The sequence below is a fragment of the Plantimonas leprariae genome (assembly GCF_008802405.1).
Lineage (GTDB): Bacteria > Pseudomonadota > Alphaproteobacteria > Rhizobiales > Rhizobiaceae > Plantimonas > Plantimonas leprariae.
Map to the genome: position 1 here is coordinate 134,635 of NZ_VZDO01000005.1, position 25,114 is coordinate 159,748.

Here is a 25,114-nt window from a genome sequence, read left to right on the forward strand (position 1 = left end):
GCTCAGCGCACGGTCGACGACGGCTCGCCCGGTTTCGGCTGCGGCGCCGCGGTGTCGGCGCGCGTTTCCGCCGGCTGGCCGGGCGCGTCGGCCTTGCGATTGCCGGCCGGCATCAGGCCGTCCCGCAGCTTCGCCTCGATCCGAGCGACGTCGGCGGCTTCCGGCTTCGGGTCGCCGACGAGCGCGCGGCTCCACTGGAACCGGGCCTCCCGCTGGCGGCCGACCTGCCAATAGGCATCGCCGAGATGGTCGTTGATCGTCGGATCGGCGGGGTTCAGGAGGATCGCCCGCTCCAACTCTTCGACGGCATCGTCGAAGCGCGCAAGGCGATAGTAAGCCCAGCCGAGCGAGTCGACGATGTAGCCGTCGTTGGGGCGAAGATCCACGGCGGTGCGGATCATCTTCAGCCCCTCGTCGAGGTTCTGGTTCTGGTCGACCCAGGAATAGCCGAGATAGTTCAGCACTTGCGGCTGGTTCGGCGAAAGCTTCAGCGCCTTGCGGAAGTCCGCTTCCGCCTTCGGCCATTGCTTCGTCCGCTCGAAGGCGATGCCGCGCTGGTAGTAGATGTTCCAGCTCTCCTCCTTGGTCTTCACCGCGAGGGCGACGGCCTGATCGAGCGTCCGGCTCATCTCCGCGTAGTCCTTGGCGGAGGACAGGATGTCGGCGAGCGCGAGATAGGCCTGGAGATCGTCCGGGTAGGTCTCGACGGCCTTCCGCAGCTTCGCGCGCGCTTCGTCCTTCTTTTCGGCCGACCAGAGATCGAGGCCGGACTGGAGATCGGCGGTGCGCTTCAGCGCCGAGCCGGCCGGCACCGCGTCGTAGTAGCCGATGGCGTCGTCGTAGCGGTTGGCGCGCTCGGCGATGCCGGCGAGTGCCACGAGGACGCGCGGGTTCTGCGCGTCGAGCGCCCGGGCGAGCTGGAAGTAGAGGATCGCGACCTGCTGGCCTTCGCCGCGATTGATCGCCTGGCCGAGGATGTAGAGCGTTTCGGCCGCGCCCTGCTTCACCGAGCCGATCGTCGGCGCGACCTTGTCGCCCTTCTCGATCTCGCCTTTCAGGGTCGTCAGCGGATCGTAGTTCTCGGCCAGCGCCAGCCCCTTGTTGACGGCGGCGAGGGCTTCCTTCTTGCGGCCGGCGGCGGCTTCCAGCCGCGCCAGCGCCTCGCTCGCGCCGACGAAGGCGTCCGGCGAGGTCTGCGCGTTGGAGCGGTCCGCGACGACCTTCGACAGGCGGCGGCGCGCCTCGTCGGCGCGGCCCGCGACGGCGGCGACGAGGCCGGCCTGATAGTCGTTGAAGACCGGATACCAGTTCGCCTTGTTGAGATCGGCGATCCGCTCGATCGCTTGGCTTGTGCGGCCGGCGCCCTGATCCGCCCAGGCCTGCAGGTGGCCGAGCAGCAGCGCGTCGAGATCGCTCGGGTCGAGGATGTCGAGCTCCTCGATCGCCTTGCCGTAGTCGGCACGAACCAGGCCGTCGATGCCGAGCGCGATACGCGCCACCTTGCCGGCCTCGTCGTTGTCGCGCAGCTTCGCGGCGAGCTCGACGCCGCGGCGGAAATCGCCGGCCGCGAAGAAGGCGAACATCGCGTCCTGCTGCAGCGCCTCGGCGTTCGGGTCGATGGCGAGCGCCTTGGCGTAATAGTCGACCGCGGTGTTGATGTCGCCGCCGAGCTGCGCCGACTTCGCGGCTAGATAGGCGCCGGACAAGGTCTCGCTGCCGAGCCTCGCCGCCGCCGTTCCGGCGGGCTTGACCGGGGCTTCGCCGGGCGCGGCGAGCGCTCCGCCGCCTGCCGGCGCCGTCAAAACCGCCGCCAGCGCGAGAACCAGAGCCATCCGGCACGTCGGCGTCTTCTGCACGCGAAGATCCTTATCTTGAAGAGATGTCAGAGCGCGCCCTTCGCCGGAGCTTTCGAAGCGCTGCCGAGCCCGCTTGAGCATCGCCGAGCCGGCCTTCCTCGCCCACCAGCATGTCGACATTGCGACCGGCCCGCACGGGAAGACGGCCGGATTCTGGCGGACTTCCCATCGTCCGTCAATTGATCCGATCGATCGAGAACTCGACGACTTCGAGAAGCGCCTCACGAATTTCGGAGCGGGGCAACTGGCTGGCGGCGCGGAAGGCCGCGTCGCCGAAGCCGCGCGCCCGTGCGACGGTCGCCTCCAGCGCGCCGTGCCGGTCGAGCAGCCGGCAGGCCTCGGCAAGCGCCCCGTCGTCGTTGCGGTTCTCCTCCAGCGCCTCGCGCCAGAACCGGCGCTCCGCCTCGCTGCCGCGCGCATGGGCAAGGATCACGGGAAGCGTGATCTTGCCCTCGCGGAAGTCGTCGCCGATGTTCTTGCCGAGCGCTGCGGTCGAGCCGCGATAGTCGAGCACGTCGTCGGCGAGCTGGAAGGCGCGCCCGAGATTGAGGCCGTAGGCGTGCATCGCCGCGCGCAGGTCCGGCCCCGCATTCGCGATCACCGGGCCGACTTCGGCGGCGGCCGCGAAGAGCGCGGCGGTCTTCGCCTCGATCACGCCCAGATAGTCGGCTTCCGTCGTCGTCAGCTTCTTCGAGGCCGAAAGCTGCCAGACCTCGCCCTCGGCGATCACGGCGGACGCACGCGACAAGATGTCCAGCGCGGTCAGCGAGCCGACCTCGACCATGGTCTTGAAGGCTTGGCCGAGCAGGAAGTCGCCGACGAGGACACTCGCCTGGTTGCCCCAGATCGTCCGGGCGGTCTTGCGGCCGCGGCGAAGGTCGCTTTCGTCCACCACGTCGTCGTGCAGCAGCGTCGCCGTATGCATGAACTCGACGCTGGCCGCGAGCTTCACGTGCGCGTCGCCGCCGCGATAGCCGCAGGCGAGTGCGGAGGCGATGGTCAGCATGGGCCTGAGGCGCTTGCCGCCCGACGAGATCAGGTGTTCGGCGATTTCCGGGATCAGCGCGACGTTCGATCCCGCCATGGCGAGGATCATGCGGTTCACTTCGCCCATGCTGTCCCGCGTCAAGGCGACGATCGCCTCGATCGACGGCTTGCGCCGGCTTTCCTGAGCGGGGCTGGCTAGACTCAAGAAGAACGCTCCTTCGCGGCTGTGCAGTCCGCCTCGTCTCGTGCTGCGAGCACTAGTCCCGCGAGGCTTCACGGACAAGCTTCAACTTAAAGCGGACGGAACGAAACGGAAGCGCGATGCGTCCGGGTGCCACCCTCGGCGCACCGGATTGCGGCGGGTTTTCGGCAATGCGATGATCGCGCCCGCCAGGCCCGTTCGGAAACATCCCAGATCATGCGCGAGCTCATGCGTTCCAACGACCCGGTGCTGATCTCCTTCGTGGATTCGCTCCTGAAGGATGCCGGGATCGACCACTTCGTGGCCGACACGCATATGAGCATCCTCGACGGGTCGATCGGCGCGCTACCGCGACGCGTCCTCGTCGACGCCGAGCGGATCGAGCAGGCGCGGCGGATCCTCCGCGACGCCGAGCTCGGCCATGAGCTGTCCTGAGGAAACGCGCGACCGCTTCCTCGGCGGCCGGTTCGAGCTGATCCAGCCGAAGGGCTGGGGTCTCCGCGCGGGGCTCGACGCGCTGCTGCTGGCGGCAAGCGTGCCGTCTCATGCGAAGGGGAGGGCGGTCGATCTCGGCGCCGGCAGCGGGGCCGCCGGCTTCGCGCTCGCGACCCGCTGCGAGGGGCTGGACGTCGTGCTTGCCGAACGCGACGCACAGACGCTCGCCCTCGCGCGCCGCTCCATTCTTCTGCCGGAGAACGCGCCGCTCGCATCGCGTCTCGATGCGGTGGAGGTCGACATCCTCGCTTCCCGTCCGGCGCGCGAGGCGGCGGGCCTCTCCGACGGCGGCTTCGACCTCGCGATCACCAATCCGCCGTTCCATCCGCCCGGCGGCCGCCTTTCGCCGGATGTCAAGCGCGCCGCCGCGACCGCCGCGCCGGAGCGCGGCTTCCTCCAGCGCTGGGTGGCGGTCTCCGCCGCGCTGCTGCGGCCCGGCGGCATTCTAGCGCTGATCGCCCGACCGGACGGTCTCGCCGAAATCCTCGCCGGTGCGGAGAACCGGCTAGGCGACCTTCGTATCCTCGCCGTCCACACGAAGGAGGGCGAACCGGCGATCCGCATCCTCGTCCATGCCCGCCGGGCTTCGCGCGCGCCGTTGCGTCTGCTCCCGCCGCTCGTGCTGCGCGACGCGACGGGCGCGCCCTATTTGCTGGAGCGGATGGTCGGGGAGGGGACGGCCGCGATCGATCTCGGGCTCGCCTGAGGCTTCCCGTTCGCGCGAAAACGCCGCGCGCGTTGGCGGGGCCTCGCGCCGAACCTACATCCGCTGAAACCCGTTCGATCCGAAAGGCGGCCTCCCGGTGGCGTTCTCGCTGAAACCCTATCTCCCGAAACGCTTTCGCGGGGAGGAGGTCGTGGTTCCCGTCGTCCGCCTGCAAGGGCCGATCATCGCGCAGTCCGGCCCGTTCCGACCGACGCTGTCCATCGGCAGCGTCGCGCCGCTTCTCGAGAAAGCCTTCGCCCGCAAGGACGCGCCGGCCGTCGCCATCGCGGTCAACTCGCCCGGCGGCTCGCCCGTTCAGTCGCGGCTCATCCACAAGCGCATCCGCGACCTTGCGGAGGAAAAGCAAAAGGACGTGCTGGTCTTCGTCGAGGACGTCGCGGCCTCCGGCGGCTACATGATCGCCTGCGCCGGCGACGAGATCATCGTCGACCCGTCCTCGATCGTCGGGTCGATCGGCGTGGTCTCCGGCGGCTTCGGCTTCGTCGAGGCGATCCACAAGCTCGGCATCGAGCGGCGCGTCCACACCGCCGGCCAGAACAAGGCGGTTCTCGACCCGTTCCGGCCGGAAAAGCCGGAGGACGTGGCGCATCTCCTGGAACTCCAGCGCGAGGTGCATGCGACCTTCATCGCCCTCGTCAAGGAGCGGCGCGGCGCGCGTCTCGCCGACGATCCGAACCTCTTCTCCGGCCTGTTCTGGGCGGGAACGCGTGGGGTGGAGCTTGGCCTCGCCGATCGCGTCGGCGATCTCCGCGGCACCTTGCGCGAGCGCTACGGCGACAAGGTGAAGCCGCAGATGATCCAGGCCGGACGCGGGCTGCTCGGCCGCCGGCAGGTCGCCGGAACCGCAGAAGCCGCGCCTGCGTTCGATGCAGCGCGCGTCGGCGCGGGCTTGGCGAACGGGCTCGCGGAGGTGGCCGAGGATCGGCTGCTCTGGGCGCGTTACGGGCTATGACCCGCCGGCCCGCTTTACGGCCGCCGGGCACGGGAGCATAGTCCGCCGTGGAATTCGATCCGGTGAGCCTGATGCCGCAGCTACTCTTCTTCGGTCTCGTCGGCGCCGCGGCCTGGCTCGGCTTCAAGCAGTTGAAGACCGACGCGGTGCGCACCGCCGAGCGCAGCCGCCGCAGCGAGGCCGAGACCCGCAACGGCAGCCACGGCACGCTGGTCCGCGACGCGGACGGGGTCTATCGCCTGAAGAAGGACTGACCGCGCCGTCGCTTGACGCGTCGCACCCGCGCGTGGCAACCGGCGGCGCGATGCTCATGCCAGGTGCGAAGCCGATGTCCGACGATGCCTTGCGCCCGGAGCGCTCGTTCCAGGGGCTGATCCTGACGCTGCACCGCTACTGGGCGGAATACGGCTGCGTGATCTTGCAACCCTACGACATGGAGGTCGGCGCCGGCACCTTCCACCCGGCGACGACCTTGCGTGCGCTCGGACCGAAACCGTGGAACGCCGCCTACGTGCAGCCGTCGCGCCGCCCGAAGGACGGGCGCTACGGCGAGAACCCGAACCGGCTGCAGCACTACTACCAGTATCAGGTGATCCTGAAGCCCAACCCGCCGAACCTGCAGGAGCTCTATCTCGGCTCGCTCCGCGCCATCGGCATCGACATCGCGCTCCACGACGTGCGTTTCGTCGAGGACGACTGGGAATCGCCGACGCTCGGCGCCTGGGGCCTCGGCTGGGAATGCTGGTGCGACGGCATGGAAGTGTCGCAGTTCACCTACTTCCAGCAGGTCTGCGGCATCGAATGCGCGCCGGTGGCGGGGGAGCTCACCTACGGGCTGGAGCGCCTCGCCATGTACGTGCAGAACGTCGACAGCGTCTACGACCTCAACTTCAACGGCCGCGACGGCGACGCCAGGGTCACCTACGGCGACGTCTTCCTGCAGGCCGAGCAGGAATATTCGCGCTACAATTTCGAGCATGCCGACACGGCCGTGCTGCTCCGCCATTTCGACGAGGCGGAAGCGGAATGCAACGCGCTCCTCGCCGCCGGCGAGGCGGGGGCGGGAGCGAACGCCGGCATCCACCTCATGGCCCAGCCTGCCTACGATCAGACGATCAAGGCGAGCCACGTCTTCAACCTTCTCGACGCGCGCGGCGTGATCTCGGTGACCGAGCGCCAAAGCTACATCTTCCGCGTCCGCGCGCTGGCCAAAGCCTGCGGCGAGGCGTTCCTCAGAACCGAAGCCGGCGGCGCGAAACACGCGGCGTGAGTCGCCGAAGCCGGAAGTAATTCCCTTCCCATCCGTCTCCTCCATATCGCCGCGCAAGGGATACGGCTGAAGCGAGGCAGGCCATGCGGTGGGAAGGTCGACGGCAGTCCGACAACATCGAGGACGTGCGGGGATCCGGCGGCGGCATGCCGGGCGGCGGGGGCATGCGCATCCCGATCCGCGCCGGCGGCGGCGGCGGGATCGGCATCATCATCATCGCGCTTGTTCTGTGGCTCGGCTTCGGCATCAACCCGCTGCAGTTCCTCGACATGCTCAACGGCGGCGGGGGCGGCTACGAGCAGACGCAGAACCAGACCACCGCAAACAACGGCAGCAGCGGGCCGGGCGTGCAGGGAACCCCGGACAAGACGGACGACTTCGTCGCAACCGTTCTCGCGGATACCGAGGACGTCTGGACCAAGCGCTTCCAGGACATGGGCCAGCAGTACAAGAAGCCCGTGCTCGTCCTGTTCGACGGACAGGTGAACTCCGCCTGCGGTTTCGCGCAGTCCGCGACCGGGCCGTTCTACTGCCCGCGCGACTCCAAGCTCTACATCGACACGAGCTTCTTCCGGCAGCTCGCCGGCCAGCTCAACTCGCCGGGCGACTTCGCCCAGGCCTACGTGGTGGCGCACGAGGTCGGGCATCACGTTCAGAACCTGATGGGCACGCTGCCGAAGACCGATCAGGCCAAGCAGCAAGCCGGAAGCGAGGCGGAAGCCAACGCCATCTCCGTGCGCGTCGAGCTCCAGGCCGACTGCTATGCCGGCATCTGGGCGCACGACGACAAGAGCGCCGGCTTCGTTGAGGAAGGCGATATCGACGAGGCGTTGAACGCCGCCAACCAGATCGGCGACGACACGCTGCAGAAGGAAAGCCGCGGCCAGGTCGTGCCGGACTCCTTCACCCACGGCACGTCCGAACAGCGCGTCAGCTGGTTCCGCAAGGGGTTCGACACTGGCGACGTCAAAGCCTGCGACACCTTCGGCGGCCGCATCTGAGCCAGCGCGTGGCGAGGGAGGCTCGGTAGCCGGCCAACCGGTTGCGTCGTCCTGCCACCGGAACGGCCCCACCTGGGGGCCGTTCAGTCCACGTCATCAACGACGGGGACGACAAGCCGATGTTTCTTCGAATCGACAAGCTGCAGGCCGAACTGCCGGCCCCGAAGCGCAAGGACCCGAACGCCGCCGCGGCGCTACAGGAACTGCTCGGCGGCAAGTACGGCGAGATGTCGACGCTCGGCAACTACATGTTCCAGAGCTTCAACTTCCGCTCGAAATCGAAGCTCCGGCCGTTCTACAACCTCGTCGCCTCGATCACGGCGGAGGAACTCGGCCATGTCGAGCTCGTCTCTAACGGCGTCGCGATGCTGGCGAACGGGCCGGACAAGGAGGGCGGCGATGCCGGCGACGGCGGCGACATCTCCGGCACGCCCTTCGAGGACATGCAGAACATCCGCTCCGCGGCGTCCTTCCTCAGCCACGGCGGCGGCGTGGTGCCGGCCGACTCGAACGGCCTGTCCTGGAACAAGGACTTCATCACCACCACCGGTAACGTCGTGGTGGACCTCTTGCACAACTTCCACCTCGAATGCGGCGCGCGCCTGCACAAGCTGCGCGTCTACGAGACGGTCTCGGACCCGACCAGCCGCGAGGTCTGCGGCTACCTTCTGGTGCGCGGCTCGGTCCACGCCCATGCCTACGCGCTGGCGCTGAAGAAGATCACCGGCGTCGAGCTGGAGAAGTTCCTGCCGACCCCGAACATCGACCTGTCGAAGATTCCGGAATCGCAGAAGTATCTGGACGAGGGCTCGCACCGGCGGCTCTACACGTTCTCGCCGAACGACTACAAGGAGATGGCCGGCATCTGGGGCAACGGCGAGCAGGCGCTGCCGGGCGATCCGGCGGGCGAACTGGAAGTCGTCGACGGTCATCCGGAAGGCGGCAAGATCCACCAGTTGACGGGCGTTCCGTCCGCCTTCACGCCGGACTACGCGCCGGAGGAGATGTTCGAGATCGCCGAGAAGCTCTACAAGGCCTCGCGCTGAACGATCGGCGCTCGCGGCCCGGATAGGCCGCGCCGCGAGCGCCTTCTTGCATTCGGCAGTTCGGCATGGTGTTTCCGGCGAGAAACCGGACCTGCCGCAAGCCCGATGCCCGACCTCCTGCTCGAACTTCGCTCCGAAGAAATTCCCGCCCGCATGCAGCGCAAGGCCGCGGGCGACCTGAAGCGCATGGTGACGGATGGCCTCGTCGCGGCCGGCCTCACCTACGAGGGCGCGCGGGAATACTGGACGCCGCGCCGCCTGACCCTCGACATCCGTGGCCTCGAAGCGCGCTCGCGCGACACGGCGGAAGAACGCAAAGGGCCGCGCACCGACGCGAACGACAAGGCGATCGAGGGCTTCCTGCGCGGCGCCGGGCTCTCCTCTGTGGCCGAGGCCGAGGTGCGGAGCGATCCGAAGAAGGGCGACTTCTATGTTGCCGTCGTCCGCAAGCCGGGGCGCGCGACGGAAGAGATCGTCGCCGAGCTGGTGCCGCAGGTGATGCGGGACTTCCCCTGGCCGAAATCGATGCGCTGGGGCGCGGCGTCGCGCGAGCCGGGCTCGTTGCGCTGGGTCCGCCCGCTCCAATCGATCCTTTGCACCTTCGGCCCTGAGACCGAGGAGCCGGTGGTGGTCGATTTCGCCGTCGGCGGCATCCGCTCCGGCAACACCACCATCGGCCACCGCTTCCACGCGCCGGGCGAGTTCCGCGTCCGCCGGTTCGACGACTACGCGGCGAACCTGCAGAAGGCGTTCGTGGTGCTCGACGCCGAGCGTCGCAAGGAGATCATCCGCACCGATGCCGAGAATCTCGCCTTCGCGGCGGGGCTGGAAGTCGTGCCGGACGAGGCGCTCTTGGAGGAGGTGGCCGGCCTGGTCGAGTGGCCGCAGGTGCTGATGGGCGAGTTCGAGGAAAGCTTCCTCGCGATCCCGCCGGAGGTCGTGCAACTCACCATCCGCGCCAACCAGAAGTGCTTCGTCACCCGCCGGCCGGGCGGGGAGGGGCTGTCGAACCGCTTCCTGCTCGTCGCCAACATCGAAGCCAGCGACGGCGGCGCGGAGATCGCGCGCGGCAACGGCAAGGTGGTGCGCGCCCGCCTGTCGGACGCGCTGTATTTCTGGCGGACCGATCAGGCGGACCTTGCCGATCTCGAAGGGCTGCGGGCGTCGGCCGAGGCGCTCGGCCTCGACCTCGCCAAGCCGCTCGACCAGCGCATGGCGAAGCTCGACGCGCTCGGCGTCACCTTCCACGCCAAGCTCGGCACGCAAGGCGAGCGCGTCCGGCGCATCGCGGCGCTGGCGGAGGAGGTCGCGCCGCTCGTCGGAGCCGATCCTGCGCTGGCGAAGCGCGCGGCGCTTTTGGCGAAGGCCGACCTCACCACGGAGGCGGTCGGCGAGTTCCCCGAACTGCAGGGCGTGATGGGCCGGTACTATGCGAAGCTGCAGGGCGAGCATCCGTCCGTCCAGGCTGCGGTATCGGACCACTGGAAGCCGCTCGGTCCTGGCGACGCCGTGCCGACCGATTCCGTGGCGGTGGCGGTCGCGCTCGCCGACAAGCTCGACACCCTCGTCGGCTTTTGGGCGATCGACGAGAAGCCGACCGGTTCCAAAGACCCTTACGCGTTAAGGAGAGCTGCGCTCGGTATAATTCGCATCGTTTTATCCAATAGGCTGAGCTTTCGAATTTCTCTACTAAGCAAAGCGCTGCTGCATCAGCTAGCTGTAAAGGACTTTGCCGAGTTTTCAGGTTATCTTGAATATGTATCCTCAATGGCGTCGTCAGGAGAAATGGAGCGTTATTTCCGCTCAAGAATGCCTGGATTTATGATTATTAATTACGGAGAGCTATTTGACGAAGCGTGGGAGGCTTATTCCAGAAGATTTGTTGAAATGAAGGACGCTAATCCTAGCGCAAAGAATGTTGAGGTTCTCCTCTTTCAGAAACCAAATTATTGGACGGAGACGGAAAGCGATTTCAATCGGGATTCTATGCTTGTGTTCAGCTTGGTGCGCCGAATCGAGGAGTTGGATAAGCGGGTTGGAGAAGAAGGAGATTGGTTAACGGGCAATGAACCTTTGCTGTCTCATCAGGACATAACCGATAGCGGAAAGTATCCAACGATTAGCAGATATTTCGACGATGAAGCCAAAGATTTGCTCTCCTTCTTCCATGACCGTCTGAAGGTGCAACTCCGTGACGACGGGGCGCGGCACGATTTAGTGGATGCGGTCCTGTCTGGGGGGGCAGCCGGGGCGGCGAATGACGACTTGCTCGACGTCTCGCGCCGAGTGGAAGCTCTAGGCCGGCTGCTCGACACGGAGGACGGGCGGAACCTCCTCGCCGCCTATCGTCGCGCCTCGAACATCCTCGGCATCGAGGAGAAGAAGGGCACGCGCATCGCGGACGCCGTCGATCTCGCGCGTCTCGCCGAGCCGGAGGAGAAGCTGCTCGCCGGTGCGATCGACCGGGCGGAGATAGAACTTGCCAGCGCGCTTGAGCGCGAGGATTACGGCAAGGCCACCGCCGCGCTGGCGACGCTACGCGGCCCCGCCGACGCCTTCTTCGAGCGCGTTCTCGTCAACGCCGAGGACGAGGCGATCCGCGCCAACCGCTTGGCGCTTCTCGCGCGGATCCGGCAGGCGATGCACCGTGTCGCGGACTTCTCACGCATCGCGGGCTGACCATCCTTTCGGGCACCAAAGCGGTTTTCCATGCCATTTCAGCGCCTTGATTGGCGTTGCTGTTCTCGCTCTGCCTCAGCCAAGCCGTCCGTCCGAGGCGGCTACGAAAGCTTCGAGCAAGCTCGTATTCGTTGAGGAACAACGACTTAGCTGAATTGCTCACTGTTCGTTACATTTCGTGATCGCATTTTATCGCCTTTGCCCGGAACCTGCCCGATTGGGCGATCAGAACGGTTCCATCAGCCGCTCGCGAAGGGGTTGAAACCTTTCGAGGTTTCAAAGCCGGGCGACTTCGAGGGGAATGGGTGAATGCAGATACTGCGCGCCGTTCGCACGGTTGCCGTTCGGCTCGGCTTGGTCGCCGCCGCTTCCGCCGCCTTGGCGGCGGCCGCGGTTCCGGCACAGGCCGCCTGGGTCAAGCCCTGGAATTCCTCCGACCGCGCCATCGTCGTCGACGCCTACGAGTTCAATCCGATCGACTGGAAGGAACTCACCACCGACAAGCGTGTCGTCGGCTTCATCAACAAGGCATCCGACGGCCTCGCGCCGGACTGGAACTGCCGCGGCCGCAGCGGCGACGAGGAACTGCTCTGCAAGAACCGGTGGTGGAAATATTCCGTCACCAAGGAACTCTACATGACGCGCCGGGCCATGGCGAAGGAGCTCGGCCTGAAATGGGGCGCCTACCATCTCGGCCGCCCCGGCAATCCGCGCGAGCAGGCCGACCATTTCATCGACTTCGCCGAGCCGGGCCCGGACGAGCTGATCGCCCTCGACATCGAGGACAACACGTCCGAATGGATGTCGCTCGCCGACGCCGAAATCTTCGCCAACCAGATCTTCATCCGCACCGGGCGCTACCCGGTTCTCTACACGAACGGCTCGACGGCGAAGTGGATCGCCGACTACCGCGACAAGTACAAGCTCCTGTCGCGCCTGCCGCTCTGGTACGCGCGCTACCGTGACGACATCTCCGGCAAGTTCCCGGAGGACGTCTGGCCGGCCTACGCGCTGTGGCAGTTCTCGTCGATGCACAACTGCTCGGCCAAGAAGTGCCCGTACCGGATCAAGGGCGCGAAGAGCGACATCGACGTGAACGTCTCGACGCTCGACGCCGATGGCCTGCGCGCCGCCTGGCCGTTCAACCAGCTCGTCCGGCCGCTGGACGACGGCGCACCAGCGGACGGCGGCCCGTCCGCCTTCGTGGCCGGTCTCGGCGCGGCGGCCGGTGACCTCGTCGCCTCCGTCGCCGGCAAGGTTGCCGCCATCGCCGACCCGACCGTACGGCATGTCGAGAAGGTCATCGCCGGCGAGATCGAGATGCCGAAGCCGGCGGACCCGGTGCAGCCGGCTTCCGCCGCGCCGGATGCGGCCGCCGCGACGCTGGTCTCCGCCTACGGCCCGGCCGAGACACACAAGGCGCCGCTCGATCCGCTGAAGCTCCTCACTGAAACCGCGCTCCGCGAGAAGGCGGATCGCGAGGCCGACGCTCCGCATGCCGATGCGAAGGCCGCCGTCGCGGCGACTGCCGCCCCCGGTCCGGACGGGTCGAGCGCCTTCGCCGGGCTCGGTTCCGCGATGCAGCAGGTCGCCGCGATCGTTCCGGCTCCGAGCGCGTCGCCGGTCTCGGCTGCGGAGGCCGCCAATCGCTCGGCGCTCGGCGCGAGCCAGCGCTCGCAGGTGAAGGCCTGGCTCGAAGCATCGCAGGCCGGCCAGCAGGCGGCGGCGCTGCCGATGCCGGCTTTCGTCCTCTCGCAAACCTCCGCGCCGGTCGATGCCGGCCGTAGCGACCGCCTCGCCGCGCGAGACCGGGACGCCGCCCTGCCGCGCGATCTCGCCCTCGCCGACGCCCGGATCGGAACCGCTTTCATCGCCACGCGCTGACGGTTCGAAGCCCCGCGAAATTTTCTCGAAAAAAATTCGCCGGGGTGCGGAACCAAGTTCGGGGACGTCTTGTTCTAGCAGCAACATCGATCGTCCTCGATGACGAATATCCGGGCCAGCCCCCTCAAGCCCCGATGTTCCAGAGCGAACGATGCTACGAAGACCCTACGTCCAGCACCCCTCTGGACGGTCATAAGAGAGCAGCGGCTGCCCCCTCGAGCCGCTGCTCTCTTCGTTTTTGGCTCACCCTATCGCAACCTCGTCTTTGCCAAGCCGGCGCGTTTCGTGCCAATGGGCGCCATGGTTCGAATTCTGTCGGCGGATGAGCCGGGCGCGGCGGAAGCGGCGGCGGCGCGATTGGCGCGCGGCGAACTCGTCGCGCTGCCGACTGAAACCGTCTACGGCCTCGCCGCCGATGCCGCCGACGGCCGCGCGGTGGCCGCGATCTACGCCGCGAAGGCGCGGCCGCGCTTCAACCCTTTGATCGCCCATGTCGCGTCGATCGAGATGGCCACGCAGCACGTCGTCTTCGATGCAGCCGTACGAAATCTCGCGGAACATTTTTGGCCGGGGCCGCTGACGATGGTGCTGCCGGCATCGTCCGCTTCCGATATCCATGTCCTGGCGCGCGCCGGACTGCCGACGATCGCCGTGCGGATGCCGCGCGGCATCGCGCGGGACGTGATCGAGGGACTGGGGCGGCCGGTGGTGGCGCCGAGCGCCAACCCTTCCGGCAAGGTCAGCCCGACCAGCGCCGCGCATGTGGCGCGCATGCTGGGAGGGCGGGTCGACCTCGTGCTCGACGGCGGCCCGTCGAGCGTCGGCGTCGAATCGACGATCGTCCGGCTGGAAGCGGATCGGATCGTGCTGCTGCGCCCGGGCGGGCTGTCGCGCGAGGCGATCGAGGCGGCTTCGGGTCTGCCCGTGATATCGGCGGCGGCCGATGCGCCGATCGAGGCTCCGGGCCAGATGCTGTCGCACTACGCGCCGCACGGGCTGGTGCGCCTCGATGCGACTGACGTGCGTCCTAGCGAATGGCTCGTGCGCTTCGGCGGCGGGCCCGTCGCGGGTGAGGGCGAGGCTGCGGGCGTGTCGCAACTGAGCCTCGCGGGCGACATCGCGGAAGCGGCGGCGAACCTCTTCGCCGTTCTCGCCGAACTCGATGCGGCGCGCGTCGAGCGCATCGCCGTGATGCCGATCCCACGCGAAGGCATCGGCGAAGCCGTGAACGACCGGCTCGCTCGCGCGGCCGCGCCGCGGGACATCGTGGAAGGATAGCAGGATGGACGACATCGCGACGGCGACCCTCGCGCCCGGACTGGTGGAGCGGTTCGCGGGAATCGTCGGGCCGGCGAACGCGCTCGTCGGCGAGGACCTGATTGCCGCCTACATGATCGAGCCACGCGACCTCTGGCGCGGGCGGGGAAAGCTCGTGCTGCGCCCCGGCAGCACCGCCGAGGTCGCCGCGATCATGCGGCTCGCGACTGAGACCCGGACCGTGATCGTGCCGCAGGGCGGCAATACCGGCCTCGTCGGCGGCCAGTCGGCGCGCGGGGAGGCGGAGGTCGTCCTGTCGCTGTCGCGGCTCGATCGTATCCGCGAGGTCGATCCCATCGGGCGCGTCATCGTCGCGGAGGCCGGCGTCGTCTTGGCGCGCGCGCAGGAAGCCGCGAGCGAGGCGGGTTTCCTGTTTCCCCTGTCGCTCGGCTCGGAAGGCTCCTGCCAGATCGGCGGTAACCTGTCCTCGAATGCCGGCGGCACGGCGGTGATCGCCTACGGCAACGCGCGCGAGCTCTGTCTCGGCTTGGAGGCCGTCCTTCCGTCCGGCGAAGTCGTCAGCGGTCTTCGCCGCCTGCGGAAGGACAATCGCGGCTACGACTGGAAGAACCTGCTGATCGGTTCGGAAGGGACGCTCGGCATCATCACTGCGGCCGTCCTGAAACTCTTTCCGAAGCCGGCGGGCCGCGAGGTCGCCTATGTCGGCGTCGCCTCGCCCGACGCGGCGCTGGACCTCCTCGGCCGCGCGCAGGACCGCGCGGGCTCGCAACTGACGGGCTTCGAGTTCATGGCGCGGGTCGCGATGGAGTTCACGCTGAGGCACACCGCCGGCGCCCGCGACCCACTGGCGACGGCCCATCCCTGGTACGTGCTGATGGAAATCTCCTCGCAGCGCTCGGACGAGGACGCGCGCGCGACGATGGAAGACATCCTCGGCCCGGCGCTGGAAGCAGGAATCGTCGAGGACGCCGCGATCGCGCAGTCGCTGTCGGACGCGAAGGAGTTCTGGCGGCTGCGCGAGGAGATGAGCTGGGCGCAGAAGCCGGAGGGCGGCTCGATCAAGCACGACGTCGCGGTGCCGGTGGCGCGCGTGCCGGAGTTCCTGGCGGCGGCGGACGCGGCGGTGCTGCAGGCGATTCCGGGCGCGCGCATCGTCGCCTTCGGCCATCTCGGCGACGGCAACATCCACTACAACATCTCGCAGCCGGTCGGCGCGGACAAGGCGGCGTTCCTAGGCCGCTGGCGCGAGATCAACGACCTCGTCCACGCCATCGTCCTCGCGCTGGACGGCACCTTCTCGGCCGAGCACGGGATCGGACAGTTGAAGCGCGACGAACTCGCCCGCGTGAAGCAAGGTCCGGAGATCGAACTGATGCGTGCCCTGAAGGGCGTGTTCGATCCTTACCGCATCCTGAATCCCGGAAAAGTCGTTTAAAGTTTCGTCCAAGTTTTCATCTCGATAACCTTAGAAGTGCTCATCGACATTTAACCGACTTTCTTAGCCTGCCTGCAACGCGGCCCCGATAGTGTCGTCTCATCCAAGGCCGGGACACATCGGCCGCTCGAAGAACCGCTCCGGCGGAACCGACAGGCAGGAGCCAGACACATGCAACAGGCGATCTCCATCGCGCATCCTCGCCCCGAATGGGCGAACGAGCCCATCCGCATCGACCCGACGTTCCTCGACCGCCGCCAGGTGCTCGAGACCGTGGATGCCGGCGAGACGGTGCGCTACCGCATCGACCGCCGCGGCGTCGCGATCTCGCGCAAGCTCGAACGCTCCGGCGTGCCGATGACCATCGCGCTGCCGCCGACCGCCTTCCAGGGCGTCGCGGCGCGGGCGATGGAAGCGGAAGGCGGCGAGGTTACGGTGACGCTGGAGCTTTTCCATCAGGACCCGAAGCTCTGCGTGCCGCTGCTCGTCGCGACCGACCTCTACGACGTCGCCGCCGACTGGCGCGGCTGGTCGGAACTCTTCAACCTGCCGATGCTGATGGTGGAAGCGGACGGCCGCGTCGCGGCGCTGGAGGAAACGCTCGGCGGGGTCCTTTCGACCGGTCCCGCGCCGCGGCGCAGCGGCTCCAGCGGCGTGCGCAACCGCCGCCCGCGCTTCCTCGCCCGGCGTCAGCCCGGTGGTCTCGGCCTGCGCATGATCGTCGCCGGCGACGAGATCATCGTCCGCGACTGAGAATTCAGAGCGGGAAGGAAAGCGACCAGAGCGCCGATACGACGAAGCCGGAGAAGACGATCCAGCCGAAGCGGTTGTTCGAGCGGAACAGGCGGAGGCACCCTTCCGGGTCGTCGATCCGAAGGTGCCGAATCTGCCAGAACATCTGCCCGGCCCCCGCCGCGAGGCCCGCATAGGCCGGCCAGGCCGGACCGTCGCCCGCCATGTTCATCAGGGCGCAGGCGAGCGCGAAGAACGCGAGCGTGCCGCCGTAGAGCAGGGCCACCGCCAGCCGCGTGCCTTCACCGAACAGCCGCGCGGTCGAGCGGACGCCGACCAGCGCGTCGTCCTCCTTGTCCTGATGGGCGTAGATCGTGTCGTAGCCGATCGTCCAGAGGACGCTGCCCGCGTAGAGCAGCACCGCCGGCCATTCGAGCCGGCCCCACTCCGCCGCCCAGCCCATCAGCGCGCCCCAGGAGAAGGCGAGGCCGAGGCCGAGCTGCGGCCAGTCCGTCACGCGCTTCAGGAACGGGTAGGCCGCGACGATGGCGAGCGAGCCGATTCCGAGAAGGACGGCGAACAGGTTGAACTGGATCAGCACCAGGAAGCCGACCAGCGCCTGCAGCACGATGAAGATCTTCGCCTGACCGCGGGTGGCGCGCCCGGAGGGGAGCGGGCGCGAGCGGGTGCGGGCGACCTTGGCGTCGATCCCCTCGTCCACCAGATCGTTGTAGGTGCAGCCGGCCCCGCGCATGGCGATCGCGCCGACGAGGAAGAGCAGAAGATGCCAAGCGTCCGGCAGGCCGGTGGCGACGGCCGAGGGGCCGATCGCCTGGGGGCTGAGCGCCGCCGACCACCAGCAGGGCCAGAGCAGGAGCTGCCAGCCGATCGGGCGGTCCCAGCGCGCGAGCTGCGCGAAGGGCCAGAGCCGGCGCGGCAGGACGCGATAGACGAAGTTGCCGGACGGTGCGTCGGCAACGCGCTCGCCGAACAGGACGTCGATCGGACCGGTCTTGTGCAAGGGCATCGCTGCAGCCTTCGAATCCTCTTGCCCCGGCGTCAAGCCGCAATCGGCGGGGATGCTGAACGTTGACCGGAGGGGCGCGCGCCCGTATCGCCGCCGGAAACGGCAGCGGCGGCGGGATTCGATGGCGACCAACGTTCTTCTGATCGGCTCGGGCGGGCGGGAGCACGCGCTCGCCTGGAAGATCGCGCAGTCGCCGGAACTCGGCAGCTTCTGGGCCGCGCCCGGCAATCCCGGCATCGCCGAGCACGCCCGCATCGCGCCGGTGGATCCGGCGGACCATGCGGCGGTCGCCGAATTCTGCCGGAACGAATCGGTCGACCTCGTCGTGGTCGGGCCGGAAGCGCCGCTGGTGGCCGGCCTCGCCGACGATCTCCGCGCCGCCGGCCTCGCCGTGTTCGGGCCGTCCGCCGCCGCGGCGCGGCTGGAAGGCTCGAAGGGCTTCACCAAGGACCTCTGCACGCTGAAGAACATTCCCACCGCCGCCTACGGCCGCTTCGCCGATGCCGACGCGGCGAAGGCCTACATCCGCGAGATGGGCGCGCCGATCGTGGTGAAGGCGGACGGGCTCGCGGCCGGCAAGGGCGTCACCGTCGCGCTGGCGCTGGACGACGCGCTGCGGGCGGTCGACGCCTGTTTCGCGGACGCCTTCGGCCTCGGCGCGGAGGTCGTGGTGGAGGAGTTCCTCGAAGGCCGCGAAGCCAGCCTGTTCTGCCTTTGCGACGGCACGGACGCGCTGTTCTTCGGCACGGCCGAGGACCACAAGCGCGCCTTCGACGGCGACAAGGGGCCGAATACCGGCGGCATGGGCGCCTACTCGCCGTCCGCCGCGATGACGCCGGCGCTGGTCGAGGAAGCGATGGCGCGGATCGTCCGCCCGACGCTCGCCGGCATGCGGGAGGCGGGTTCGCCGTTCACGGGCGTGCTCTATGCCGGCCTGATGCTGACGACGGACGGCGTGAGGCTCATCGAATACAACGTCCGCTTCGGCGACCCGGAATGCCAGACGCTGATGCTGCGGCTCGAATCCGACCTCCTGCCGATCCTTCGCGCGGTGGCCGAAGGCAGCCTCACCGGCATCGAACCGCGGTGGCGGGACGAGGCGGCGGTCTGCGTGGTGATGGCTGCGAAGGGCTATCCCGGCGCCTACGCCAAAGGCACGCCGATCGGGTTGCCGGCCGATACCGGCGATGCCGCGATCTTCCATGCCGGCACGCGCCGCGACGGCGATCGGCTGGTCGCGGATGGCGGACGCGTTCTCGGCGTCACGGCCTTGGGATCGGATGCCGCCGAAGCGCGCGACGTGGCTTATCGCACCGTTCGGGCCATCGACTGGCCGGGCGGCTTCCACCGCACAGACATCGGCCTGAAGGCGCTCTAGCGGTCGTTGTCGGACCAGTTCGCGATGCAGACGTGTTCCTGTACGCCGAGCCCGTCGCCGCCGAGCCGCACCCGGTCGCCGTCGCCGAGGAACCGCGGCGGGTCGTAGGATAGGCCGACGCCGCCCGGCGTGCCGGTCATGATCACGTCGCCCGGCTCCAGTCGCGTGAAGCGCGAGATGTAGGAGACAAGATAGGGCACCTTGAAGATCATGCGGCCGGCCTTGTCCTCCTGCTGGCGGACGCCGTTCACCTCCAGCCAGAGCGTGGTCTCGCCCCAGTCCGGCATCTCGTCCTTCGTGACGAGCCATGGGCCGAGCGGCGCGAAAGTGTCGTGCGACTTGCCCTTGAACCATTGGCCGCCGCGCTGGAGCTGCAGGTTGCGCTCCGTCACGTCGTTGCAGAGCGTGTAGCCCGCGACGTGCTCCATGGCCTGCTCCACCGTCACGTACTTGGCGGTCGAGCCGATCACGACGCCGAGCTCGACGCCCCAGTCCGTGCGGGTCGAAAGGCGCGGCAGCTCGATCGGGTCGTTCGGCCCGCAGACGGCGGTCGGCGCCTTCATGAAGACGGTCGGCTCCGGGTTGATACGGAAGCCCGCGAGTTGGGCACTTTCCTGGAAGTTCGGCCCGACGCCGACGACCTTCTCGACCCGGCCGATCGGCGAGGCGAGAGGCGAGCCTTCCGGCGCCGGCGGCAGGGCAGCCGGATCGAGCCCGGCGATCTCGGCGAGCGCGTCCGGTCCGAGAGCCGCGCCGGACCAGTCGGGAACGTACGCGGATAGATCACGGATGCGGTCCTCGCGGTCGAGCATGCCCGGACGCTCCGCGCCTCGCCTGCCGAACCGCACCAGCCGCATTGCCGCTCCTCCGTCCCGTACCCGCTTTCGAGCGTCCATCTATACCAGCGGGGCGGAACGAACACCCGTTCGCGTTGGCGAGCCGCGCAACGAGTGGTGGCGCTATTCCACGGTCAGGAAGGATCGGTCGTCGGAGGCGGCGGCTCTCCGGCGGCATCGGCCGGACGGCGCGCTTCGCGCACGAAGGTCCAGATCGTCGTGCCGAGGGCGACGACGAAGATCAGCGCGACGCCGGCGAAGACCCAGCGGCCGGCGGCGAGATATCTCTCGACGGCCGAGCCGAGCAGGTACGCGCCGCCGCAATAGGCCGCCGGCCACAGCGCCGCGCCGAGAAGGTTGAAGAACGAGAACCGGCCGTAGGGCATGTGCGCCGTGCCCGCGAGGAAGCCGGCGAGCTGGCGCAGGATGAAGATGAAGCGGGCGAAGAGGATGATCGGCGGCCCGCGCTTCAGGAATCGCTGTTCCAGATGCGCGACGCGGTCCTTTGGGATGCCGAAGCGTGCGGCGTAGCGGTAGACGAAGCCGCGGCCGTAGCGGCGGCCGAGGAGATAGCCGACATTGTCGCCGAGAAAGCCGCCGGCCCAGGCGGCGAGGAACACTTCCCAGAAAGGCAGGCGCCCCTGACCCGCGAGGACGCCGGCCGCGACGAGCAGGCTCTCGCCCGGCACCGGCAGGCCGGACGACTCGACGAGGATCGTCAGGAACACGATGCCCGCGCCGTAGTCGGCGAGCCAATTCATCAGGGCGTCCAGCATCGAGGCTTCAGCGCTCCAGCAGGGCGACCGCTTCGACGTGGTGCGACCAGAGGAACTGGTCGATCGGCGTGACGGAGAGGACCCGGTAGCCGCCGTCGACGAGGATGCGGCAGTCGCGCGCCAGCGTCGCCGGATTGCAGGATACGGCGGCGATGCGCGGCAGCTTCGAGGCGGCGAACTCGCGCGACTGCGCCTCCGCGCCGGCGCGCGGCGGGTCGAACATCGCACCGTCGAAGCTCGCCAGCTCCTTCGCCGTCACCGGCCGGCGGAAAAGGTCGCGACGCTCGAATGCCACGGGCCTGAGCTTCGGCGCCGCGCGGCGCGCCTTGTCGAGCGCGGCGAGCGCCGGGGCGTCCGACTCGTAGGCGCGCACCGTGCTCCGCTCGGCCAGCCGCAGCGCAAAGGTGCCGATGCCGGCGAAGAGGTCGGCGACCTGTTTCGATTTGGCCAGATGCTCGAGCACGAGCTTCGCCATCGCGTCCTCGGCCGATGGCACGGCCTGGAGGAACGCGCCCGGCGGCGGCTCCACCGCCACCGTGCCGACCGCGACGCGCGGCCGACGCGCTTCCACGATGGTCTCGCCGTTCACCGTCAGCCGGGCGAAATCCTGCGCCAGCGCGAAGGACAGGACGTTTCGCCGCTGGCGCTCGTCGAGCTTCCCGGCGTCCGCGGCCGCGAGGTCGAGCCCGCCGTCCGTCGCGGTGACGGTCAGCCGCACCTCGCCGCGGCGAGGCGCGATCAGGCTCGCCAGGCGGCCGAGGGCTTCGAGGCGCGCGGCGATCGCCGGCACGACGACGTGGCAGACATGGAGCGGCACGATCCGCTCGCTCCGGCGCTCGTGGAAGCCGAAGGCGAAACCGCCGCCGCCCGTCCGCGCGCCGGCGAAGACGGCCCGCCGCCGCGTCGCGGGCCGGCACGGGACGAGTTCGGCGATCGGGGCTTCGAGACCTTGCGAAGCGAAGGCGTCCACCACGAGGCCGCGCTTGAAGCGGCGGTACAGCGCGTCGCCGGTATGCTGCAGGTCGCAGCCGCCGCAGGCGCCGAAATGCGGGCAGGGCGGTTCCTGTCGCTCGGGGCTGCGTTCGAGAATTTCGACGGGCGCGCTTCTCGCGCCGGCGCTCTCGACCACGACGCGCTCGCCGGGCAGGGCGAAGGGCACGAAGACCGGCTCGCCGCCGAGCCGCGCCACGCCGTCGCCCTTCGCGCCGAGCGCTTCGATCGCGACTTCCGTCCTCACCGCACCGCTCGGGCCGGCGGCGGTCAGGCCTGCATCACACGCTTCGCGCCGGTGCCGATCGCCTTGAAGACGGCATCGACGATGCCGGCCTTGTCGAGACCGGCGCCCTTGATCATCGCTTCCGGCGCGGCGTGGTCGACGAAGCTGTCCGGCATCACCAGCGGCCGCACCTTCAGGCCCTCGTCGAGGAGGCCACTCGTCGCCAGGAACTGCAGGACCTGGGCGGCGAAGCCGCCGCTCGCGCCTTCCTCGACCGTGATCAGCACCTCGTGCTGGCGCGCGAGGCGCTTGATCAGGTCGGTGTCGAGGGGCTTGGCGAAGCGAGCATCGGCGACCGTGGTCGACAGGCCGAAGGTTTCAAGCTCCTCGGCGGCGGCAAGCGCGTCGGCGAGACGGGTGCCGAAGGAGAGGATCGCGACCTTCGAGCCCTCGCGGACGACCCGGCCGCGGCCGATCTCCAAGACCTCGCCCCGCTCCGGCATGTCGACGCCGACGCCGTTGCCGCGCGGGTAGCGGAACGAGATCGGGCCGTCGTCGTAGGACGCGGCGGTGCGCACCATGTGCTTCAGCTCCGCCTCGTCGGCGGCCGCCATCACCACCATACCGGGGAGCGAGGCGAGATAGCCGGTGTCGAACGAGCCGGCATGCGTCGGCCCGTCCGCTCCGACGAAGCCGGCGCGGTCGATCGCGAAGCGCACCGGCAGATGCTGGATCGCGACGTCGTGGACGATCTGGTCGTAGGCGCGCTGGAGGAAGGTGGAGTATATCGCGGCGAACGGCTTGTAGCCCTCGGCCGCGAGACCGGCGCAGAAGGTCACGGCGTGCTGCTCGGCGATGCCGACGTCGAAGGTGCGCGTCGGGAAGGCCTCGCCGAAGAGGTCGAGCCCGGTGCCGTTCGGCATGGCGGCGTTGACGGCGACGATCCGCTCGTCGTGCCGTGCCTCCTCGATCAGCGCCTCGGCGAAGACGGCGGTGTAGCTCGGCGCGTTCGCCTTGGCCTTGGCCTGCGTGCCGGTGATCACGTCGAACTTCGAGACCCCGTGGTACTTGTCGGCCGAGCTTTCGGCCGGCGCGTAGCCCTTGCCCTTCTTGGTGACGACGTGGACGAGGATCGGCCCTTCCTCGGCGTCGCGAACGTTCTTCAGGACGGGCAGCAGGTGGTCGAGGTCGTGGCCGTCGATCGGGCCGACATAGTAGAAGCCGAGCTCCTCGAACATCGTGCCGCCGGTGAAGAAGCCGCGCGTGTATTCCTCGGTCTTGCGCGCGCCCTCCTGCACCAGCTTCGGCAGGCGCTTCGACAGGCTGCGCGCCCGGCCGCGCAGGCCGCGATAGGTCTTGCCGGAAACGAGCCGCGCCAGATAGGCGCTGAGCGCGCCGGTCGGCGGCGCGATCGACATGTCGTTGTCGTTGAGGATGACGATCAGCCGGGCGTTCAGCGCGCCGGCATTGTTCATCGCCTCGTAGGCCATGCCAGCCGACATCGCGCCGTCGCCGATCACCGCGACGACGTTGTTGCGCCCGCCCGAAAGGTCGCGGGCGACCGCCATGCCGAGGCCGGCCGAGATCGAGGTGGAGGAATGGCCGGCGCCGAAGGCGTCGTATTCGCTCTCCGCCCGCTTGGCGAAGCCCGAGAGCCCGTGCTCCTGCCGGACCGTGCGCATCCGCTCGCGCCGGCCGGTGAGAATCTTGTGCGGATAGGCCTGGTGGCCGACGTCCCAGATAATCCGGTCGCGCGGCGTGTCGAAGACGTAGTGGAGGGCGACCGTCAGTTCGACGACGCCGAGACCGGCGCCGAGATGACCGCCGGTTCGCGAAACCGCGTCGACGAGGTCGGTGCGGACTTCGTCGGCGACCTGCTTCAGTCTGGCTTCCGGCAGCGCGCGCAGATCGTCCGGACCTGCGATCGTGTCGAGGAGCGGGGTGTCGAGATGTTGAAACAAGGGAACGCCATGCCTTCCGCGGAAAGTGGGTCCCGCGCGTCGCTCAGGTCCCGTTCTAAAACGGTTAAAAACTAATCACGCCCCGCTGTCCATCAATGCGGCACACCGGATGCGCGAGTCCACCCGCTTCGCTCGCCTCAAGCGGGGTCGAGCGGGTCGGTGCCGACGGCCTTGCCGGCGCGCGACAGTTTGATCTTCTCCACCCGGTCCTCGGCGGCCGAAAGCAGGCGTTCGCAGTGGACCTTAAGCTTCTCGCCGCGCTCGTAGATGCGAATCGACACGTCCAGCGGCACGTCGCCGCGCTCCAGGTCCGAGACGATCTTCTCCAGCGCCGAGAGTGCATCCTCGAAGCTCATGCGCTTGATGTCGGAATCGTCGGCCGGCAGGGCGACGGCGGCGTTGTCGGCGGGCATCGGCTCTCCTTCTCCGCTCCCGCTCAGCCGTGGCCGAGCCGCGCGACATGCGCCGCGACGGAGCGTTCCAGTCCGACGAGGTCGTAGCCGCCTTCGAGCAGGCTGACCAGCCGGCCGCCGGCTAAACGGTCGGCGATCCCCATCAGCCGACCGGTCGCCCAGTCGTAGTCGTCCTCGACGAAGCGGAGGTTCGCCAGCGGGTCGCGGTGATGCGCGTCGAAGCCGGCGGAGACGATCACGAGGTCTGGCCGGAATGCTTCCAGCGCCGGCAGGACGCGGGTCTCGAACGCGTCGCGGAAGGCTTCGCCGCCGTCGCCGGCGCTGAGCGGCGCGTTGACGATGTTGTTCGCCGTGCCGGTTTCGGTCTTCGCGCCGGTGCCGGGATAGAGCGGCATCTCGTGGGTGGAGGCGAAGAGCACCGTCGGGTCGTTCCAGAAGATGTCCTGCGTGCCGTTGCCGTGGTGGACGTCCCAGTCGACGATCGCGACGCGCTCGATCCCATGAGTAGCCTGCGCGTGGCGCGCGGCGATCGCGGCCGCGTTGAACAGGCAGAAGCCCATGGCCTCTTCCGGCGTCGCGTGGTGGCCGGGCGGCCGGGAGGCGACGAAGACGTTGTCGGCTCGGCCTTCCACGACGTCATCGACCGCGGCGCAGGCCGCGCCGACCGCGCGGAGCGCCGCCTCGAAGCTCTTCGGGCTGACCACCGTATCGGCCTCGATCCGAAGCGTGCCGCTGGCGGGAATCGACTTCGCGATCCGTCGCACATGCTGCTCGGAATGGCAGCGGTAGACTGCCTCCACCGAGCCCTCCGGCGCCAGGGTCCGCTCGAACGACGCGAAAGCCGGATCGGACAGCGCCTTCGCCACGGCCTCCATGCGCTCCGGCCGCTCGGCATGGCCGGGGCCGGTCATGTGCTCGGCGAAGACGGGGTGATGGTAGATGCGCGTCGGCATGCGGGCCGAA

At 68.7% G+C, this 25,114-nt stretch carries 22 protein-coding genes; 13 read left to right on the forward strand and 9 right to left on the reverse strand.

Annotated features, from left to right (window positions below):
• Window positions 1-2 precede the first annotated feature (2 nt).
• Both F6X38_RS08790 and F6X38_RS08795 read right to left on the reverse strand, forming a co-directional pair.
• A complete protein-coding gene (locus F6X38_RS08790; RefSeq protein ID WP_246191265.1) occupies window positions 3-1,856 on the reverse strand; it encodes a tetratricopeptide repeat protein in 1,854 nt (617 codons plus the stop codon).
• Window positions 1,857-2,031: 175 nt separating this feature from the next.
• Complete coding sequence (locus tag F6X38_RS08795) at window positions 2,032-3,048, reverse strand: polyprenyl synthetase family protein (protein ID WP_150969341.1); 1,017 nt, start codon at window positions 3,046-3,048, stop codon at window positions 2,032-2,034.
• 213 nt (window positions 3,049-3,261) lie between these two features.
• On the opposite strand from F6X38_RS08795, the gene F6X38_RS08800 reads away from it, so the two are divergent.
• The 12 genes from F6X38_RS08800 (at window position 3,262) to F6X38_RS08855 (ending at window position 16,565) form a co-directional block, all read left to right on the forward strand.
• Window positions 3,262-3,480: a putative signal transducing protein gene (locus tag F6X38_RS08800; protein ID WP_150969342.1), complete on the forward strand. Its 219-nt coding sequence runs from the start codon at window positions 3,262-3,264 to the stop codon at window positions 3,478-3,480.
• A complete protein-coding gene (locus tag F6X38_RS08805) occupies window positions 3,467-4,246 on the forward strand; it encodes a methyltransferase (RefSeq protein WP_150969343.1) in 780 nt (259 codons plus the stop codon). Before F6X38_RS08800 ends, F6X38_RS08805 begins: the two co-directional genes overlap by 14 nt.
• A gap of 97 nt (window positions 4,247-4,343) precedes the next feature.
• Entirely contained in the window at window positions 4,344-5,219 is an 876-nt protein-coding gene (locus F6X38_RS08810; RefSeq protein WP_150969344.1) for a S49 family peptidase, read from the forward strand.
• 71 nt (window positions 5,220-5,290) lie between these two features.
• Entirely contained in the window at window positions 5,291-5,473 is a 183-nt protein-coding gene (locus tag F6X38_RS08815; protein ID WP_150969502.1) for a hypothetical protein, read from the forward strand.
• 74 nt (window positions 5,474-5,547) lie between these two features.
• Window positions 5,548-6,489, forward strand: coding sequence for a glycine--tRNA ligase subunit alpha (locus F6X38_RS08820; protein WP_150969345.1), 942 nt, complete (start codon window positions 5,548-5,550; stop codon window positions 6,487-6,489).
• An 83-nt stretch (window positions 6,490-6,572) separates the two neighbouring features.
• Window positions 6,573-7,490, forward strand: coding sequence for a KPN_02809 family neutral zinc metallopeptidase (gene ypfJ / locus F6X38_RS08825; protein ID WP_150969346.1), 918 nt, complete (start codon window positions 6,573-6,575; stop codon window positions 7,488-7,490).
• Window positions 7,491-7,609: 119 nt separating this feature from the next.
• Window positions 7,610-8,536: a manganese catalase family protein gene (locus F6X38_RS08830; protein WP_150969347.1), complete on the forward strand. Its 927-nt coding sequence runs from the start codon at window positions 7,610-7,612 to the stop codon at window positions 8,534-8,536.
• 105 nt (window positions 8,537-8,641) lie between these two features.
• Entirely contained in the window at window positions 8,642-11,215 is a 2,574-nt protein-coding gene (gene glyS / locus F6X38_RS08835) for a glycine--tRNA ligase subunit beta (protein ID WP_150969348.1), read from the forward strand.
• A gap of 309 nt (window positions 11,216-11,524) precedes the next feature.
• The gene (locus F6X38_RS08840; protein ID WP_150969349.1) at window positions 11,525-13,099 is read left to right on the forward strand and encodes a glycoside hydrolase family 25 protein; all 1,575 of its coding nucleotides are present in this window, start codon (window positions 11,525-11,527) and stop codon (window positions 13,097-13,099) included.
• Window positions 13,100-13,399: 300 nt separating this feature from the next.
• Window positions 13,400-14,377 carry an L-threonylcarbamoyladenylate synthase gene (locus tag F6X38_RS08845; protein ID WP_150969350.1) on the forward strand — a complete coding sequence of 326 codons (978 nt, stop codon included), beginning with the start codon at window positions 13,400-13,402 and terminating at the stop codon, window positions 14,375-14,377.
• Window positions 14,378-14,381: 4 nt separating this feature from the next.
• A complete protein-coding gene (locus F6X38_RS08850) occupies window positions 14,382-15,812 on the forward strand; it encodes an FAD-binding oxidoreductase (RefSeq protein WP_150969351.1) in 1,431 nt (476 codons plus the stop codon).
• A gap of 171 nt (window positions 15,813-15,983) precedes the next feature.
• Window positions 15,984-16,565, forward strand: coding sequence for a DUF6101 family protein (locus F6X38_RS08855; protein ID WP_150969352.1), 582 nt, complete (start codon window positions 15,984-15,986; stop codon window positions 16,563-16,565).
• Window positions 16,566-16,569: 4 nt separating this feature from the next.
• Here F6X38_RS08855 and ubiA read toward each other — a convergent pair whose 3' ends face one another.
• Complete coding sequence (gene ubiA / locus F6X38_RS08860; RefSeq protein WP_150969353.1) at window positions 16,570-17,571, reverse strand: 4-hydroxybenzoate octaprenyltransferase; 1,002 nt, start codon at window positions 17,569-17,571, stop codon at window positions 16,570-16,572.
• 121 nt (window positions 17,572-17,692) lie between these two features.
• Here ubiA and purD point away from each other — a divergent pair, with 121 nt between their 5' ends.
• Window positions 17,693-18,949 (forward strand): phosphoribosylamine--glycine ligase, encoded by a 1,257-nt coding sequence (gene purD / locus F6X38_RS08865; RefSeq protein ID WP_150969354.1) that lies wholly within the window; start codon window positions 17,693-17,695, stop codon window positions 18,947-18,949.
• On the opposite strand, the gene F6X38_RS08870 is transcribed toward purD, so the two are convergent.
• The 6 genes from F6X38_RS08870 to F6X38_RS08895 all read right to left on the reverse strand — a co-directional run bounded on the left by F6X38_RS08870 (window position 18,946) and on the right by F6X38_RS08895 (window position 25,104).
• Entirely contained in the window at window positions 18,946-19,806 is an 861-nt protein-coding gene (locus F6X38_RS08870; RefSeq protein ID WP_150969355.1) for a fumarylacetoacetate hydrolase family protein, read from the reverse strand. The two genes, purD and F6X38_RS08870, sit on opposite strands and share 4 nt — an antisense overlap.
• 113 nt (window positions 19,807-19,919) lie before the next feature.
• Complete coding sequence (locus tag F6X38_RS08875; protein WP_150969356.1) at window positions 19,920-20,561, reverse strand: DedA family protein; 642 nt, start codon at window positions 20,559-20,561, stop codon at window positions 19,920-19,922.
• A gap of 7 nt (window positions 20,562-20,568) precedes the next feature.
• Window positions 20,569-21,798 (reverse strand): class I SAM-dependent RNA methyltransferase, encoded by a 1,230-nt coding sequence (locus F6X38_RS08880; protein ID WP_150969357.1) that lies wholly within the window; start codon window positions 21,796-21,798, stop codon window positions 20,569-20,571.
• Between the two features lie 23 nt (window positions 21,799-21,821).
• On the reverse strand, window positions 21,822-23,738 hold the full coding sequence (gene dxs / locus F6X38_RS08885; protein WP_150969358.1) for a 1-deoxy-D-xylulose-5-phosphate synthase: 1,917 nt from the start codon (window positions 23,736-23,738) through the stop codon (window positions 21,822-21,824).
• Between the two features lie 137 nt (window positions 23,739-23,875).
• On the reverse strand, window positions 23,876-24,151 hold the full coding sequence (locus F6X38_RS08890) for an exodeoxyribonuclease VII small subunit (protein ID WP_150969359.1): 276 nt from the start codon (window positions 24,149-24,151) through the stop codon (window positions 23,876-23,878).
• Between the two features lie 23 nt (window positions 24,152-24,174).
• The gene (locus tag F6X38_RS08895; RefSeq protein ID WP_150969360.1) at window positions 24,175-25,104 is read right to left on the reverse strand and encodes a histone deacetylase family protein; all 930 of its coding nucleotides are present in this window, start codon (window positions 25,102-25,104) and stop codon (window positions 24,175-24,177) included.
• Window positions 25,105-25,114 lie beyond the last annotated feature (10 nt).

Coding starts and splice junctions, on each gene's coding strand:
- F6X38_RS08800 (WP_150969342.1), top strand. CDS start 3,262: ATGCGCGAGCTCATGCGTTCCAACGACCCGGTGCTGATCTCCTTCGTG.
- F6X38_RS08890 (WP_150969359.1), bottom strand. CDS start 24,151: ATGCCCGCCGACAACGCCGCCGTCGCCCTGCCGGCCGACGATTCCGAC.
- F6X38_RS08820 (WP_150969345.1), top strand. CDS start 5,548: ATGTCCGACGATGCCTTGCGCCCGGAGCGCTCGTTCCAGGGGCTGATC.
- F6X38_RS08840 (WP_150969349.1), top strand. CDS start 11,525: ATGCAGATACTGCGCGCCGTTCGCACGGTTGCCGTTCGGCTCGGCTTG.
- glyS (WP_150969348.1), top strand. CDS start 8,642: ATGCCCGACCTCCTGCTCGAACTTCGCTCCGAAGAAATTCCCGCCCGC.
- F6X38_RS08805 (WP_150969343.1), top strand. CDS start 3,467: ATGAGCTGTCCTGAGGAAACGCGCGACCGCTTCCTCGGCGGCCGGTTC.
- F6X38_RS08850 (WP_150969351.1), top strand. CDS start 14,382: ATGGACGACATCGCGACGGCGACCCTCGCGCCCGGACTGGTGGAGCGG.
- F6X38_RS08830 (WP_150969347.1), top strand. CDS start 7,610: ATGTTTCTTCGAATCGACAAGCTGCAGGCCGAACTGCCGGCCCCGAAG.
- F6X38_RS08815 (WP_150969502.1), top strand. CDS start 5,291: ATGCCGCAGCTACTCTTCTTCGGTCTCGTCGGCGCCGCGGCCTGGCTC.
- F6X38_RS08855 (WP_150969352.1), top strand. CDS start 15,984: ATGCAACAGGCGATCTCCATCGCGCATCCTCGCCCCGAATGGGCGAAC.
- ubiA (WP_150969353.1), bottom strand. CDS start 17,571: ATGCCCTTGCACAAGACCGGTCCGATCGACGTCCTGTTCGGCGAGCGC.
- purD (WP_150969354.1), top strand. CDS start 17,693: ATGGCGACCAACGTTCTTCTGATCGGCTCGGGCGGGCGGGAGCACGCG.
- F6X38_RS08870 (WP_150969355.1), bottom strand. CDS start 19,806: ATGCGGCTGGTGCGGTTCGGCAGGCGAGGCGCGGAGCGTCCGGGCATG.
- F6X38_RS08875 (WP_150969356.1), bottom strand. CDS start 20,561: ATGCTGGACGCCCTGATGAATTGGCTCGCCGACTACGGCGCGGGCATC.
- F6X38_RS08895 (WP_150969360.1), bottom strand. CDS start 25,104: ATGCCGACGCGCATCTACCATCACCCCGTCTTCGCCGAGCACATGACC.
- ypfJ (WP_150969346.1), top strand. CDS start 6,573: ATGCGGTGGGAAGGTCGACGGCAGTCCGACAACATCGAGGACGTGCGG.
- F6X38_RS08845 (WP_150969350.1), top strand. CDS start 13,400: ATGGTTCGAATTCTGTCGGCGGATGAGCCGGGCGCGGCGGAAGCGGCG.